15 protein-coding genes are annotated in these 15,076 nt (G+C 69.3%); 5 read left to right on the forward strand and 10 right to left on the reverse strand.

The annotated features are described in order from the left end of the window. Positions 1-57: 57 nt before the first annotated feature. Entirely contained in the window at positions 58-810 is a 753-nt protein-coding gene (locus IAE60_RS09640) for a hypothetical protein (RefSeq protein WP_185895610.1), read from the forward strand. Positions 811-908: 98 nt separating this feature from the next. On the opposite strand, the gene IAE60_RS09645 is transcribed toward IAE60_RS09640, so the two are convergent. Both IAE60_RS09645 and IAE60_RS09650 read right to left on the reverse strand, forming a co-directional pair. Continuing rightward, positions 909-1,085 carry a hypothetical protein gene (locus tag IAE60_RS09645; RefSeq protein WP_187572090.1) on the reverse strand — a complete coding sequence of 59 codons (177 nt, stop codon included), beginning with the start codon at positions 1,083-1,085 and terminating at the stop codon, positions 909-911. Between the two features lie 111 nt (positions 1,086-1,196). Continuing rightward, positions 1,197-1,556 carry a glycine zipper 2TM domain-containing protein gene (locus IAE60_RS09650; RefSeq protein ID WP_187572091.1) on the reverse strand — a complete coding sequence of 120 codons (360 nt, stop codon included), beginning with the start codon at positions 1,554-1,556 and terminating at the stop codon, positions 1,197-1,199. A gap of 210 nt (positions 1,557-1,766) precedes the next feature. On the opposite strand from IAE60_RS09650, the gene IAE60_RS09655 reads away from it, so the two are divergent. The 3 genes from IAE60_RS09655 (at position 1,767) to IAE60_RS09665 (ending at position 2,940) form a co-directional block, all read left to right on the forward strand. After that, a complete protein-coding gene (locus tag IAE60_RS09655) occupies positions 1,767-2,258 on the forward strand; it encodes a pyridoxamine 5'-phosphate oxidase family protein (RefSeq protein WP_185895613.1) in 492 nt (163 codons plus the stop codon). 149 nt (positions 2,259-2,407) lie between these two features. Further along, complete coding sequence (locus IAE60_RS09660; protein ID WP_187572092.1) at positions 2,408-2,728, forward strand: hypothetical protein; 321 nt, start codon at positions 2,408-2,410, stop codon at positions 2,726-2,728. After that, positions 2,725-2,940 carry a hypothetical protein gene (locus tag IAE60_RS09665; RefSeq protein ID WP_187572093.1) on the forward strand — a complete coding sequence of 72 codons (216 nt, stop codon included), beginning with the start codon at positions 2,725-2,727 and terminating at the stop codon, positions 2,938-2,940. The genes IAE60_RS09660 and IAE60_RS09665 overlap by 4 nt, the downstream gene beginning before the upstream one ends. A gap of 944 nt (positions 2,941-3,884) precedes the next feature. Here the strand turns inward: IAE60_RS09665 and IAE60_RS09670 are convergent. The 6 genes from IAE60_RS09670 to IAE60_RS09695 all read right to left on the reverse strand — a co-directional run bounded on the left by IAE60_RS09670 (position 3,885) and on the right by IAE60_RS09695 (position 9,952). Beyond that, positions 3,885-4,511 (reverse strand): hypothetical protein, encoded by a 627-nt coding sequence (locus tag IAE60_RS09670; RefSeq protein WP_187572094.1) that lies wholly within the window; start codon positions 4,509-4,511, stop codon positions 3,885-3,887. Between the two features lie 12 nt (positions 4,512-4,523). Then, entirely contained in the window at positions 4,524-5,288 is a 765-nt protein-coding gene (locus IAE60_RS09675) for a DUF899 domain-containing protein (RefSeq protein WP_187572095.1), read from the reverse strand. A 111-nt stretch (positions 5,289-5,399) separates the two neighbouring features. After that, positions 5,400-6,065 carry an NHL repeat-containing protein gene (locus IAE60_RS09680; protein ID WP_187572096.1) on the reverse strand — a complete coding sequence of 222 codons (666 nt, stop codon included), beginning with the start codon at positions 6,063-6,065 and terminating at the stop codon, positions 5,400-5,402. Positions 6,066-6,096: 31 nt separating this feature from the next. Further along, positions 6,097-7,317, reverse strand: a complete 1,221-nt coding sequence (locus IAE60_RS09685) for a helix-turn-helix domain-containing protein (RefSeq protein WP_187572097.1) — start codon at positions 7,315-7,317, stop codon at positions 6,097-6,099. A 43-nt stretch (positions 7,318-7,360) separates the two neighbouring features. Continuing rightward, complete coding sequence (locus IAE60_RS09690) at positions 7,361-7,819, reverse strand: hemerythrin domain-containing protein (RefSeq protein ID WP_162109961.1); 459 nt, start codon at positions 7,817-7,819, stop codon at positions 7,361-7,363. A 39-nt stretch (positions 7,820-7,858) separates the two neighbouring features. Further along, entirely contained in the window at positions 7,859-9,952 is a 2,094-nt protein-coding gene (locus IAE60_RS09695) for a catalase (protein ID WP_187572098.1), read from the reverse strand. A 172-nt stretch (positions 9,953-10,124) separates the two neighbouring features. Between IAE60_RS09695 and IAE60_RS09700 the strand changes: the two genes are divergently transcribed. Continuing rightward, a complete protein-coding gene (locus tag IAE60_RS09700) occupies positions 10,125-10,553 on the forward strand; it encodes a VOC family protein (protein ID WP_162109963.1) in 429 nt (142 codons plus the stop codon). 116 nt (positions 10,554-10,669) lie between these two features. Here the strand turns inward: IAE60_RS09700 and IAE60_RS09705 are convergent, their stop codons facing one another. Both IAE60_RS09705 and gcvP read right to left on the reverse strand, forming a co-directional pair. Continuing rightward, positions 10,670-11,974 (reverse strand): alpha/beta hydrolase family protein, encoded by a 1,305-nt coding sequence (locus IAE60_RS09705; RefSeq protein WP_187572099.1) that lies wholly within the window; start codon positions 11,972-11,974, stop codon positions 10,670-10,672. A gap of 198 nt (positions 11,975-12,172) precedes the next feature. Next, on the reverse strand, positions 12,173-15,076 hold the full coding sequence (gcvP, locus tag IAE60_RS09710) for an aminomethyl-transferring glycine dehydrogenase (protein ID WP_187572100.1): 2,904 nt from the start codon (positions 15,074-15,076) through the stop codon (positions 12,173-12,175).

The following is a 15,076-nucleotide window of genomic DNA, read 5'->3' on the forward strand; positions in this document are numbered from 1 at the left end:
ACGGAATGGGGCCGGGCAATGTCGCGCGGCTTCATCACTGCATAGAGGACTTTCCAGATGACACGCGATACTTCGCAACGTGACGCCAACCGCGACCCCATCACCGGCACGCCGGGCGCACACCCCGTGGGCGTGGGCGTGGGCGGCGTGGCCGGCGGACTGGCCGCCGGCGCGGCGGCCGGCACCGTGTTCGGACCCATCGGCACGCTGATCGGCGCGGCGGCCGGCACCGTGATTGGCGCGGCCGCGGGCAAGGGCGTGGCCGAGCGCATCGATCCCACCGGCGAGGTGGACTACTGGCGCGACGCGCACCGCACGCGCCCGTACTACTCGGACCAGTACGACTTCCAGCGCGACTACGCTGGCGTGTACCGTGCGGGCGCTGTGGCGCGCGGCGAATTCCCGGAGCAGTCGTGGGAAGAGACCGAACGCCGCCTGCAGGCGGACTGGGAGGCCGACAAGGGCGAGTCGCGCCTGGAGTGGGAGCACGCCCGGCCCGCCGCGCGCGATGCCTGGGAGCGCGCCGACCGCACCTACGGCGCGTATGCGTGGAGCGACGCCACCTATGCGCAGCACTTCCAGAAGGCGGCCTACCGCCAGGACGGCGATGCGTTCGACGACTATCGCCCGGCGTATCGCTATGGCACGTATGCGCGCGGCGAGTACGCCGACCGCGAATGGGACGACCGTCTGGCGGCCGACCTGGAGCGCGGCTGGGACCGCTTCAAGGGCGGCTCGAAGCTGACCTGGGAACGGGCCAAGCACGCGGTGGCCGATGCGTTCACGCTGGACCGCACGCGCCCGCATTGAGTAGCTCCCGTGCGCCTGCCGGCATCCGGCAGGCGCATCGGGTATCGATGGAAGGGGATGAGATCGCAGGCGCATCACGCGATGCGGCGCCGTGCGGCTCAGTGCGCCACGGTGTCCTGCGCATCGGGATAGTCGCGTTCCGGATCGGGCCTGCCTTCAGGGGTGGCATCCGGTGGCACGGGTTCTTTCCAGCGCGCCTTGTCGTTGCGGTACTTGTCCGGCGTGTCGGGCTTGGCGGCGTCGCTGTGCTCGTTGGGGCGGGGTCGGTTCGACATGGCAGTCCTCCTGCTGCGTCTGGCGGATGCGTGGCCGCCTTTGTCGGTGCGGCACGACGGGCGCCTGCCGCCTCGTCGCGGCAGGCGCCCATCGCAGGCGGTGCGTTGCGCTCAGCGGTAGACGCGTTCGCAGCGGCGTTCGACGATGCGGTCGCCCTTGGTTTCCTGCTGGTTGCCCTGCACCTTGCGGCCGATCGCGCCGCCGGCCACGGCGCCACCGACGGTGGCCACCTTCTTGCCGTTGCCGCTGCCCACCTGGTTGCCCAGCAGGCCGCCGATCACCGCACCGATCGCGGTGCCGGCTACGCGGTTGGGATCACGGCTGTTCTGCCGCACTTCCACGTTCTTGCAGACCACCCGGCTGCCGTCGTCGAAACGGCGGCCTTCGTCCTGCGGACCATACGTCTGCGCCGCCGCGGCCGACATCACCGACATCAGGCCGACGGACAGCAGATAGCGCGGGGTGTTCATGACGTTTCTCCTGTGGGGAATCGCAGGGGCAGGCTGCGCGCGCGCTCGCGAACGCGTGGTGAAAGCAGGGCGCCTGCATTCATGCGCCAGTACGGCCGTCGTGACGCCGGTACGACAAACATGACGCGGGACTGACGGCAACCGGCTGCATTGACGGCGGCGCGACGCCGCATCGCCTAGCGTGGTGGCATCCACGACGAGGAGCACGCCATGCATACGCCGGAAGAACTGGAAAAGAAGCTGTGGAAGGCGATCAAGTCCGATCGCACGCTGATGTTGGGCCTGGACGGCGCCGAAGACGGCCATACCCGGCCGATGACCGCGTTGCTGGAACACGAGGGCCGCGGCCCGCTGTGGATCTTCACCTCCACCGACAACGTGCTGGCCCAGCGCACCCAGGCGCCGCAGCGCGCCATCGCCACGTTCGCATCGATGGGCCATGACATTTTCGCCAGCCTGCAGGGCGCACTGGTGCGCGACGACGACCGCGCGGTGATCGAACGCCTGTGGAACCCCTTCGTCGCCGCCTGGTACGAAGGCGGCAAGGACGATCCCAAGCTCGCTCTGCTGCGCTTCGATGCCGAGCATGCGGAAATCTGGCTCAACGAGCAGAGCCTGCTGGCCGGGGTGAAGATGCTGCTCGGCGTGGACCCGAAAGAGGACTACCACGACAAGGTCGCTGAGGTGAACCTGCGCGGCTGAGCGCCGCGCACGTAGGCCGGAAGTCATGCGTTCCCCAACGGCGCCTGACTCCGGCCCGCCGCGGTGGCCGGCCTGCGCGCCGACCCGCGTGATCAGGGAAAGAACCGACGTGCCGGAACAGGGGCCAGGCCGCGGTGATCACGTACCGGATGCCACGCCCCATGCTGCTGTACTCGCAAACCCATCTGCACAACCTGCTGGACCGTCTGGAAACCAGCGACGCCCGCACCACCGGCCAGCTCGAAGCCCTCACCGTGTGGGTGGCGGCGCTGGTGCAGAGCCACCCCGACGGCGAACGCCTGCGCGCGACGGCGCAGGCGCTCTCTGCGCGCAATCCGTTCCGCGCGCTGTGCCAGTACCAGGAAGAAGTCGCCGCCTATGACGCGACGTTCTGCCAGCTGCAGTCGCTGGCCTCGCTGACCGACCCGCCCTTGCCCCGCGCACGCCTGGCGCCCCCGCCCAACGTATGAAGCGCGCGTCCCCGGATGCCGGCCGCCGCCGCGTCCTGCGCACGCGTCGCCACTGCGAAGGCAGCGTGCCCGGGCGTGCACCGCTGTCCACCGCCAGCCTGCTGGCCATGGCGGTGATGGCTTTGGGTCCCGTCACCGCACCGGACGCCACCCGCGTGGCGGTGCAGCCGCTGTCGGCGTTGCCCGGGCCGATGGACGAAGGCGACGCGTAAGGCGCGGCGACGGCGCGCACGCATGCGCGCGCGGCATCGTGCACCGCGCTCGCCCCTCATCTGGCTCTGTATCAGGTACGGGGCAGGCTCTTCGGCCACCTTCTCCCCGCCGCGCGGGGAGAAGGTGTATAGGCAAGCATCGCGTTCGCCGGCCCGGCCATGGATGCAGACGTCGTTATCGACGCAGACGCAACACCGTGCGCTGTGCTCCAAGCATCGCGCACTGTCTATATGCATCCCTCTCCCCGCATCGCGGGGAGAGGGTGCCAACGGCGGATCAGGGGCGACGGAGCCCGTGCGAGAGAGTGGAGGGAGTGTCGCCAACGCCGCGAACAGGAGGTGGTGCGGCTGCATGCATCGCGCTCGCCCCTCATCCGGCTTTCAGCCACCTTCTCCCCGCCAAGCGGGGAGAAGGAATCTCGGTACGCATCGCGCACTGTCTATATGCATCCCTCTCCCCGCATCGCGGGGAGAGGGTGCCAACGGCGGGTGAGGGGCGACGGAGCCCGTGCGAGAGAGTGGAGGGAGTATGGCCAACGCCGCGAATGGGAGGTGGGTGCGGCTGCATGCACCGCGCTCGCCCCTCATCCGGCCCCGAATCAGGTACGGGGCAGGCTCTTCGGCCACTTTCTCCCCGCGGCGCAGGGAGAAGGGCTTTATCGGGAGAGAGCGATTCGTCGCGAAGAGGGTACCGCGCCAGCGATCCTCGACGGGGACGCACTTGCAGCCAAGCTGGACGAAGCTAAGGCTTCGCACAACGGTACCCATGTGGTCGCCGTGGCTGTTCACCTGGATCCGGCAGGCCGCTGCTGCGGCACCGACCACGCGTGCAGTGTTCCGCAGTGCTCGCAAAGATCGCGTCAACGCGTGCGAGCGCATGCCGGCGAACTGCGCGCAGGGTCACAAGCTGGCATGAACATGCGCTGTCTTGCGTGGTGATCGGTTCAGCGCATGAGCCACAGCAAGGCGCCGGTGAGAGCGAGTGCCAGGGGCCATGCCGGACCGAGGGCGTAGGCGCCCCTCGATGCCGTGGCACGGCACAGCGCCTCGGCGACGATCTGCGTCGCCCACAGCATCGCCAGCAGGTGCAGGACGACGGCGGCCAGCATCAACGCGAGCGATCCGGTGGCGCTGATGGCGCGTGCGGGTCCGTCCGTCATGCACAGCGGCAACAGCGCTGGCAGCAGCATCAGGCCGCTGCCCTGCGCAGTGCCCATCAGACAGGACCAGGCGGCGAGTCCCGCGTGTGATCGAGGCGCGGCGTGGCGCGTGGCGATGCATCGGCGCGCGACGAGTCTCCATGCCGCGAAGGTCAGCAGGCCGCTCCCCGCCAGGGCGAGCAGGTGCTGCTGCGGCAGTCTTATGCCTTGCATCACCACCGCCACGACCAGCGCCACCGACAGGGCGTGCCCGAGGGCGATGGGCAGCAGGGCGCGCCGCACGTCGCGCGCATCGCCGGATCGCGCAGCCCGCGCTGCGGCGAACAGCCAGCCGTTGGCCGGGTTCAAGCCATGCAGCGCGCCGAGACCGGCGACGGCGAGCCATGGCCACCACGCATCCAGCAGTGGCATGACGACGCGGCCTCAGGGCCTGGCCACGCAGCACCCGCCGGCCGTGACGGGCGCTGCCGTGTCGTAGCGGTCGTGGTGGCGCACCCAGGCCATGGGATAGTCTAGGGCGTCTTCGTTGCGGCCGTAGGGGGTCAGATCGAGCAGGGCGTAGGTGTGCATCATCGCTTCCACGCCGCGGCCATAGCGCGAGTAGGTGTGGAAGACCTGACCGGCGTCGTCGCGCACGAACACGCTGATGCCGGGGGCTTCCTCGTGCGGGAACGGCTGCCGCGTGTAGTTGTAGTTCACCGCGCCGCGCGACATTTCCTCCTGGCTGAAGTTGACGCCGAAGTCGTGGTTGAACGAGGTGCCGAACGAAGACACCCACGGGAACGTCCAGCCCATGCGCCGGCGGAAGGCCTCGATATCGGCCAGCGGTGCGCGCGAGACAGCAACGAGGGTCAGGTCGCGTTCGGCGAGGTGGAACAGGGCACCCGCGTGATGGTCGGCCATGAACGAGCAGCTCTTGCAGCCCTGTTCCCAGCCGGGCGCGAACATGAAGTGCTGCACCATCAGCTGGCGACGGCCATCGAACAGTTCGGCCAGTGAGCGCGTGCCTTGCGGCGTGTCGAAGGTGTAGGGCGTGTCCACCCGTACCCAGGGCAGGGCACGACGTTCGCGGGCGATCTGGTCGTGCAGGCGGGTGAGTTCCTTTTCCCGTGCGAGCAGGGCGAGGCGGGCGGCGCGCCAGGCATCGCGGGAAACGAGGGTCGGGGTGTCGTGTGCAAGGGTGTCCATGGTTGGCTCCTGGTCGGGGGAGGTGGGGCGAACGCGGGCATGCGTCGCCCGTGCCGATGCCGTCGGGCATCGGAGATGCAAGGGATGGATGGAGTGCGAAGCGGCGGGCGATCAGGCCGCGCGCGCGGGCCGGCGCACGGCGCGCACCAGGCCGCTGCGGCCGCCACCGCAATAGAACAGGTCGCCGCCGTCGGATTCCAGGCCGCTGACGTGGACGCCGGCCGGCAGTTCCAGCCGTTCGAGCACGCGACCATCGTCCGGGTCGATGCGGCGCAGGTCGCTGTCGTCGCCTTCCCAGGTGCCATGCCACAGCTCACCGTCGACCCAGCTGACGCCGGTGACGAAACGGTCGGATTCGAGCGTGCGCAGCACCGCGCCGGTGGCCGGGTCGATCTGCACGATGCGGCGCTCGCGGTACTGGCCCACCCACAGGCTGCCGTCGGCCCAGGCCATGCCCGAATCGCAGCCCTGGCCCGGGGCGGGAATCGAAGCGAGGACGGCGCCGGTGGCGGGATCGATCTTGTCGATACGCGCTTCGGCCAACTGGTACAGGTGAGTGCCGTCGAAGGCGGTGCCGGCGTCGGCCGCACGCGGCAGGCTGCGCGCGATCTGTCCGCTGTCCGGATCGACGGCGATCAGCCGCTCGCCGGTGGCGGCCCAGATGTGGTGGCCGTCGTAGGTGACGCCGGCCACGCCTTCGCTAGTGTCGAAGGGGCCGTATTCGCGGGCGATTTCAACAGGGCTGACGTTGACTGCGTGGCGCGGTGTGTCGTTCATGGCGGGCTCCTGGATGGGCAACGGGGCCAATCTACGCAGACGACGGCAAGGCGGGGAGTAACAAGATCGTCGTGAATCCGGTGAGCGGCTGCGCTACCCAGCGCCGTGCGCGCGCACGCCCGATCGCGCGCACCTGGCCGGCGGCTTCCATGTCGGCGAGCGCGCGCTGCACCGAGCGCTGGCTGTCGCCGGTGGCCAGGGCCAGCGCGGAGGTGGACCAGGCCATGCCATCGGCCAGCAGCCCGTGCAGCACGCCCTGTTCGCCATCGACGGGGGGCGCCAGCACCACGACGTTGCGCCCGCCATGCGGCGACAACTGGAATCCGTGCGTGCTGGCGGTGAGGTCGGCGAACGGTGCCAGCAGGCGGCGCAGGCGTCCGATCTCCACGCGCAGGCGCGCGCGGTGCGTTTCGTCGGGATGGCGCGTGCGGAACACGCGCGCGATCAGCGTGCTGCGGTCGACATCGCCCGGCCACGCGGCGGCGAGCGCACGCAGCAGCGCGAACAGCACGGGCCGACGCGAGAGCGAGGTCGCGCCGTGCGCATCGCGCACCGCGTGGCGCAGGGCATCGACGACCAGCGTGCCGGAGGCGAGCAGGGCTTCGACCTCGTCCAGCGTGACGGGCTGTTCGTGGCCGGCGTGCAGGATGCGCGCGGCAGGACGCTGCAGGCTGGCCTGGACCTGTGCGATCTCGGCGGACAGCGCGGGAATGCCGGCCCTGGTGGCGGCAGCCCATGCGCGCTGCAGCGCCAGGCGCGCATCGTGCGTGCGCAGCGAGCGCAGGGCGATCTCGGTGGCGGCGAGTGCAGCCAGGGCGTGATGGGCGGCCGGCGCGCCTTCAAGGTCGAGGGCGTCCAGCGCGCTACGTGCGTTGTCCAGCCGGCCGAGCAACAAGTGCCGGCGCAGGGCGATCAACTGCGCGTGCCGGGCGTTGGCGCGGTCGCCACGTGCGGCCAGCGCCTGCGCGGCGTCTTCCAGCCGCTGCGGTGCGGGGGCGAAATCGCGCAGGGCCAGGGCCACTTCCGCTTCGGCCACCACGCAGCGGGCGCGGGCCAGCCGCTCGCGCGGGCCAAAACCGCGCGCGGCGCGCTTCAGCAGTTCACGCGCACGCGGATAGTCACCGAGCTGGGCCATGGCGATGCCGCGCAGCGCCAGCGCTGCCGGATCTTCGCGCCAACCCACATGCTTGAGCGCGCCCAGTACGTCGCCCGCAGTCAGGGCGCGTCCGGCGGCGGCGATCAGGGAGTCCATGCCGGCAGCCTACCGTGTGGCGCGGCCGCCGTCGCGGGCCGGATTACTGCGCTTCCAGTTCCCTGCGCATGCGGGCATGGTCGCGACGGTACTGGCGTGCGAGCTGGGTCTTCTTCGCCGCCGTCAGGATCCTACCGGAGACCTGGAAGAACTTCTTCTCCTCCTCGCGCAGATGGTGGTGCACCTTCTGCGAGAGTTCGCGCGCCTTCTTCTGCCAGGCGGCGTGGCGGGGATCGAGCGACTGCAGGTCTTCCACCAGTTCGTCGATCTGATGGTGCTCGTGCAGGGCGTGCCGCGAGGAGTTCAGCCCCCGGTCGTCCATGAGGATCGGGACGTAGAGGAAGCGTTCCTCGGCGGCCGCATGCGCCGCCAGCTCGATGCGCAGCGCGGTGAACAGGTCCAGCCGCTCGCGCGTGCCGGGCCTGGAGCGCAGCAGGCGGCGGCACAGCGAGCGCTGGGTTTCATGGCTTTCGCGCAGGGCGTCGTAGAGGGTCTCGGGCATGCGGTGGTTTCCTGGCGAAGGGCGGGGATGCGACATCGATCAGGGCAGGGTGCGCACCTTGGGTTCGCGCGCGAACTGGCGGGTGCGTGCGGTCTTGATGAAGGCGGCCGTTTCCGACGCCTTCACCACACCGGCATCCTTGCCGATACCGGCGGCCTGGATGACGGCGGACGCGCCGTCGTCGTGCGCGATGGCCTTCAGGTGGCCGAACGCATCGCGCACCCAGTCGACCGCGGCCGCCTCCGACGCCAGCGCCTTGCCGGCCGCGTCCGACAGCACCAGGGCCACCGCATCGAACACTACCGACGGCGTGCCCGCCAGCTGACCGTCCGCCGGCAGGCGCTTGCCGTTGCCCAGCTTCGCGCCGCCGATCTTCGGCGCGACGATCTTGACCTGCGCGCCCTCGGCTTCCGCCGCCTTGCGCAGCGCGGCGATCGCGGCGGCATCCGAGCCATCGTCGACCAGGATGCCCACGCAGCGGCCCTGCAGCGTGGGCTTCATCTTGCCGATGATCTGCAGCGCGGGCGACGGCGGCATGTCCTGGGGCTTCACCGTGGTCGGCGGTGCGGGCGGCAGTGCCTCCAGGCCCAGGCCATCGGCGACGCGCTTGGCCAGGTCCGCATCGATATGGCGCAGGTGGCCGACGATGGCTTCGCGCACGTGCGGGGTTTCCACCTTCGACAGTTCGAACACCAGCGCGCCCGCCATGTGCGCCTGCTCCGGCGCGGTCTGGCTGCGGAAGAACAGCCGTGCCTGGCTGTAGTGGTCGGCGAAGCTCGCCGGCCGCATGCGTCCCTTGCGGCCGTCGGCCTGCGTGGCATGGCTGCGGAAACCGGCGGGCGTCTCGCGCGGTGTGTCGGACTGCAGGCTGCTGGGCTCGTAGTTCACGCGGCCCTTGGGCACCTGCATCTGCATGTGGCCGTCGCGCTGCAGGTTGGCGAAGGGGCACTTCGGCGCGTTCACCGGGATCTGGTGGAAGTTGGGTCCACCCAGACGCGACAGCTGCGTGTCCAGGTAGGAGAACAGCCGGCCCTGCAGCAGCGGATCGTTGCTGAAGTCGATGCCGGGCACGATGTTGGCCGGGCAGTAGGCGACCTGTTCGGTTTCGGCGAAGAAATTGTCCGGCCAGCGGTCCAGCACCATGCGCCCGATCACCGTCAGCGGCACAAGCTCTTCGGGGATCAGCTTGGTGGGATCGAGGTGATCGAACGGGAAGGCGTCGGCCTGTTCTTCGGTGAACAGTTGCACCGCCAGCTCCCACTCGGGGAAATCGCCCTTCTGGATGGCCTCGAACAGGTCGCGGCGGTGGAAGTCGTTGTCGGCCGCCTGCAGTTTCACGGCTTCGTCCCACACGGTGGACTGGATGCCGAGCTTGGGCCGCCAGTGGAACTTGACGAAGGTGCTGTTGCCCTTGGCGCCCAGCAGCCGGAAGCTGTGCACGCCGAAGCCCTCCATCATCCGCAGCGAACGCGGGATCGTGCGGTCGCTCATCGCCCACATGATCATGTGCATCGATTCGGGCGTGAGCGAAATGAAGTCCCAGAACGTGTCGTGCGCGCTGGCAGCCTGCGGGAAGGCACGGTCCGGTTCCATCTTCACCGAATGCACCAGGTCCGGGAACTTCATCGCATCCTGGATGAAGAACACCGGGATGTTGTTGCCCACCAGGTCCCAGTTGCCCTCCTGCGTGTAGAACTTCACCGCGAACCCGCGCACGTCGCGCGGCGTGTCGACCGAGCCCGCGCCGCCGGCCACGGTGGAGAAGCGGCAGAACACCGGCGTGCGCACGCCGGTCTCGCTCAGCACGCGCGCGGTGGTGTACTTCTTCAGCGACCTGGTCAGCTCGAAGTAGCCGTGCGCACCGGTGCCGCGCGCATGCACGATACGCTCGGGAATGCGCTCGTGGTCGAAGTGGGTGATCTTCTCCCGCAGGATGAAGTCTTCCAGCAGCGTCGGCCCGCGGTCGTGCGCGCGTAGCGAATTCTGGTTGTCGCTGACCGGGATGCCCTGGTTGGTGGTCAGCGGCGGATGCTTGCCGCCGGCGCTGAAATGGAGTTCACCGCCGGCGCCGCGCGCTGCGTTGTCGGCACGGGGGCGGGGGGAGGATTTCGCGGGGGATTTGCGCGCAGCCATCGGGGGTCTCCTGGACGACGTGGGGCCACTCGGGGGTGGCTCGCTTCATCATCGGCATGGCCGCGTGGAGGCCGCGTTAGGAGACGTTGACGCCGGCCCGACGGGCGGTCGCGGACACTGGCTGTCCGCATCTGGTGGCACTACTGTCGCCTTGTCCTTGGGAGATGACGCAATGGAAACGAACGAACTGCACCGTGGCCGCCTGATCGACCACATCCAGCTGGTCGTGCGCGACCTGGAGGCCAGCAGGACCTTCTACCGCGCCGTGTTCGACGTACTGGGCGTGCCGATGGGTGGCGAGTCCGACGACTACTTCTGGGCCGACGAGTTGTTCGTCTCCACCGCCGACAGCCAAGCCGCGCACGGCGAGCTGACCGGTCGCCACCACCTGGCGTTCCAGGCGCAGGATCGCGCGATGGTGGACCGCTTCCATGCTGTCGCGCTGGCGCATGGCGGCAAGGACAACGGCGCGCCGGGACTGCGTCCCTACCACCCCGGCTACTACGGCGCGTTCGTGCTGGACCCGGATGGCAACAACATCGAGGCGGTGTACCACGGCGAGGCCAGGCGCAGTGCGCCTTCGGTGAAGGTGGAGTTCTGAAACATCCTTTCCCCGCTGACGCGGGGAAAGGGGAGCGGCGCTTGCGGACACTGACGTGCCGGGACATGCCGGCCGACGCCTCGACGCCTTTATCCGCCTGGGCGCCGCCCGTTGCCTCAGCGCCCAGGCTGCGCAACCACCTGGGCGCGCCCGTAAGGTGCATGCGGAAGCGTACCGGTGAGGATCCAGTCGACCTGCATGCGCTGGTAGCCGTCGGCGATACGGGTGTACGTGCGGGTGTCGTCGTCGCCGGTCTCGAATTCGCGGATCCCGTGGTCCGTGCCGGGGAACACCACGGTGGTGATCGGGTGGCCTGCTTCCCCCAACGCCACGAGACGCCGCAGGGTTTCCTCGGGAGGCGCTTCGCGATCCGCACCGGCCAGTATCCACAACTGCGGGATGCGCAGCGCCCGCAGTACCGGCATCGTGTCGTAATTCCACGTGGTGCCCTTGTCGTGCTGTGCGGCGGTGGCTTCGATCTGTTCCCGCGTATGCTGCAGCAACAGTCCACTGAACTCGCCCCTGATCGCCGGGTACCAGGGCTCGCCCCCGTAGCGGCGGCGAAGGACTTCCAGACGCTCCCAGTCGGCCTCGCGGCGCGAGGCCACGACGGCCGCGGTGGCTTCGGTGATCTCGCGCGCCTTGGCCATCACCTCCTCGCCGTACCCGGCGCGGCGCAGGTCCAGCATCACCTGGTCGCGGTCCTCGGCCAGCGGGCTGTCCGCCATGCCATAGCCCACCACCACGAAGGCGGCATGGTCGGTCTTGCTGGCCGCCAGCGGCGCGACCCAACCCGCCTGGCTGCCACCCAGGAAGCCGATGCGCGCCGCGCGCGGCCCCGCCAGGCGACGGGCTTCGTGCAGGGCAGCGACGGCATCGTCGGACAGCAGATGGAAGTGCTGCGTGTAGGTGCCGGTGGACTGCCCGGTGCCGCGTTTGTCGTAGACGAACACACCCACGCCCTGCGCAGGAAACATATGTTGCGCCGCGTACAAGTCGACGCCGGAGTAGTCCTCCGACCCGTGCACGATGACCGCGATCGGCACGGGGCGATCGCCTTGTGGCAGCACCAGCCGGCCACGCAACTGTTCGCCCTTGCCGGCGAAACGCGTTTCGGTGATGTCGAAGGCGATCTTCGAGCCTGCCTGCCCATCGAAGGTGATGCGGGCATCCGCGCACTCGCCGAAGCGCACGACCTTGCCGTCGGGCCGGCTGGTCCAGCCCGTCGTGCTGCGCCATGCACCGTCCGCGGGCGACAGCAGGCCGGTGGTGCCATCCACGCGCCGCCAGCGCAGTTGGGCAGGTTCGCTGAGGCGATCGATCCCCACCACGTTGCCATCGAGGAGGCGGTAGGCGCCGGCATGGCAGGCAGGTGCATCGGCCGAACGGGCTTCGCTCGGCAGCAGAACGGCAACGAGCATGGCGCAGGAAAAGAGGACAGGGCGCATGACGCATCCCGAGAGAAGACAGGAACGGCAGGCTAGCCGACGCGGCCGGCGGAACGGCAGGGTCGCAAGTCACTTCGAGTGCTGCCAGAAGTCACTTCTGGGCGCGGCGGGCAAGCTGCAAACGCAGAAGGCCCCGCAGTGCGGGGCCTTCTCCCGTGAAACCGTGGCGGCTTACGCCTCCACGTCTTCCTTGTACGCATCCACCGGGATGCAGGCGCACATGACGTTCTTGTCGCCGTAGACGTTGTCCACGCGCGCGACCGGCGGCCAGTACTTCTGCAGTTTCAGCGTGGCCAGCGGGAACGCGGCCAGTTCGCGCGGATAGGCGTGGGTCCACTCGCTGGCCATCACCATCGTGGCGGTGTGCGGCGCGTTCTTCAGCGGGTTGTCCTCGCGGTCCAGGCGGCCGTCCTCTACCGCGCGGATTTCTTCGCGGATCTCGATCATCGCGTCGATGAAGCGGTCCAGCTCGTGCAGCGATTCGCTTTCGGTCGGCTCGACCATCAGCGTGCCGGCCACCGGGAAGCTCAGCGTGGGCGCGTGGAAGCCGAAGTCGATCAGGCGCTTGGCCACGTCCTCGGCGCTGATGCCGGTACGGTCCTTGAGCGGGCGCAGATCGAGGATGCACTCATGCGCCACCAACCCGTTGCGGCCGGTGTAGAGCGTGTCGTAGTGCGGCTCCAGGCGCTTGGCGATGTAGTTGGCGTTGAGCAGCGCCACCTGGGTGGCCCGGCGCAGGCCGGTCGAGCCCATCAGGGTGATGTACATCCAGCTGATCGGCAGGATGCTGGCGCTGCCGAAGCTGGCGGCGCTGACCATGCCCACGCCGCCTTCGCCGCCGAAGGTCTTCGGCAGGTACGGGGCCAGGTGCGCCTTCACCGCGCACGGACCCACGCCAGGACCGCCGCCGCCGTGCGGGATGCAGAAGGTCTTGTGCAGGTTGAGGTGCGACACGTCCGACCCCCACTTGCCGGGCTTGGCCACCCCGACCAGGGCGTTCATGTTGGCGCCGTCGGTGTACACCTGGCCGCCGTGCTGGTGGACGATGTCGCAGATGGCCACCACGTCTTCCTCGAACACGCCATGCGTGGACGGGTAGGTGATCATGATCGCGGCCAGGCGATCGCTGTACTTCTCGGCGGCGCGGCGGATGTCCTCGACATCGACGTTGCCGTTGGCATCGCACTTGGTGACCACCACGGTCATGCCGCACATCTGCGCGCTGGCCGGGTTGGTGCCGTGCGCGGATTCGGGGATCAGGCAGATGTCGCGGTGGCCTTCGCCGCGTGCCCGGTGGTAGGCACGGATCGCCAGCAGGCCGGCGTACTCGCCCTGCGCGCCGGAGTTGGGCTGCAGGCTGACGGCGTCATAGCCGGTGCACTCCACCAGCATGGCTTCCAGTTCGTCGATGAGCTGACGGTAGCCGGCGGCCTGTTCGGCCGGTGCGAGCGGATGGAGGTTGCCGAATTCCGGCCACGTGACCGGGATCATCTCGGCGGTGGCGTTGAGCTTCATGGTGCAGCTGCCCAGCGGGATCATGGTGCGATCCATCGCCAGGTCCTTGTCGGCCAGCGCACGCATGTAGCGCAGCAGTTCGTGCTCGCTGTGGTGCGTGTTGAAGACCGGATGGGTCATGAAATCGCTGGTGCGGCGCAGAGCCTGCGGGATCAGCGACGGCGCGCTGGCGTCCAGCGCATCGACCGACGGCAGCGTCGCGCCTTCGCCGGCGAACACGCCCCACAGCGTTTCGATGTCGGCGCGGGTGGTGGTCTCGTCCAGCGAAATGCACAGCGAGCCGTTGCCGCGCACGCGCAGGTTGAGGCGGGCGGCGTGGGCGCGGGCCAGGATGGCGTCGCGGGCGTCGCCCGGTTCGATGCACAGGGTGTCGAACGCGCTGGCATGCACGGCCGGGTAGCCCAGCGTGCGCAGGCCCTCGGCCAGGATGGCGGTCAGGCGGGCGACGCGGCCGGCGATGCGCTTCAGCCCGTCCGGGCCGTGGTAGACGGCGTACATGCTGGCCATCACGGCCAGCAGCACCTGCGCGGTGCAGATGTTGGAGGTGGCCTTCTCGCGGCGGATGTGCTGTTCGCGCGTCTGCAGCGTTAGGCGGTAGGCGGCCTTGCCTTCGGCGTCGACCGACACGCCGATCAGGCGGCCGGGCATGCTGCGCTTGTAGGCGTCGCGGCAGGCCATGAAGGCGGCGTGCGGGCCGCCGAAACCGAACGGTACGCCGAAGCGCTGCGAGTTGCCGATCACGATGTCGGCGCCCATCTCGCCCGGCGGCTTCAGCAGGGTCAGCGCCAGCAGGTCGGTGGCGACGACGAACAGCGCGTTGTGCGCCTGGATGGTGTCGGCGTCCTTCGACCACTCTTCGACCCAGCCACTGGAGGCGGGGTACTGCACCAGCACGCCGAAGTAGTCGCCGGCGGCGAGCTTCTGGTGGAAGGCGTCGGTGGAGCGCACCACGTCGACGGTGATGCCCAGCGGCTCGGCGCGGGTGGCCAGCACTTCCAGCGTCTGCGGATGGGTGTCGCCGGCGACCAGGAAGGTGTTGGACTTCGACTTGGCCGAACGCTTGGCCAGCGTCATCGCCTCGGCGGCGGCGGTGGCTTCGTCCAGCAGCGAGGCGTTGGCGATCTCCATGCCGGTGAGGTCGGCCACCATGGTCTGGAAGTTGATCAGCGCTTCCATGCGGCCCTGCGAGATCTCCGCCTGATAGGGCGTGTAGGCCGTGTACCAGGCGGGGTTTTCCAGGATGTTGCGCAGGATGACCTTCGGCGTGTGGGTGCCGTAATAGCCCTGGCCGATGAAGCTGCGGAAGACCTGGTTGCGGTCGGCGACGGCGCGGATCTTGGCCAGTGCTTCTTCTTCGTTGATCGGGGCGGGCAGGGCCAGCGGCTGCGCGGACTTGATGCTGGCCGGCACGATGGCGTCCGTCATCGCGTCCAGCGAGTCGTGGCCGACGACGCGCAGCATGTGCGCGATCTCGGCGTCGTTGGGGCCGATGTGGCGTTCGAGGAACGCGCCGTGGTGCTCGAGCTCGCGCAGGGAGGGGGTGTTCGACATGGGAGGCAT

Source organism: Pseudoxanthomonas mexicana (assembly GCF_014397415.1).
Classification (GTDB): Bacteria; Pseudomonadota; Gammaproteobacteria; order Xanthomonadales; family Xanthomonadaceae; genus Pseudoxanthomonas_A; species Pseudoxanthomonas_A mexicana.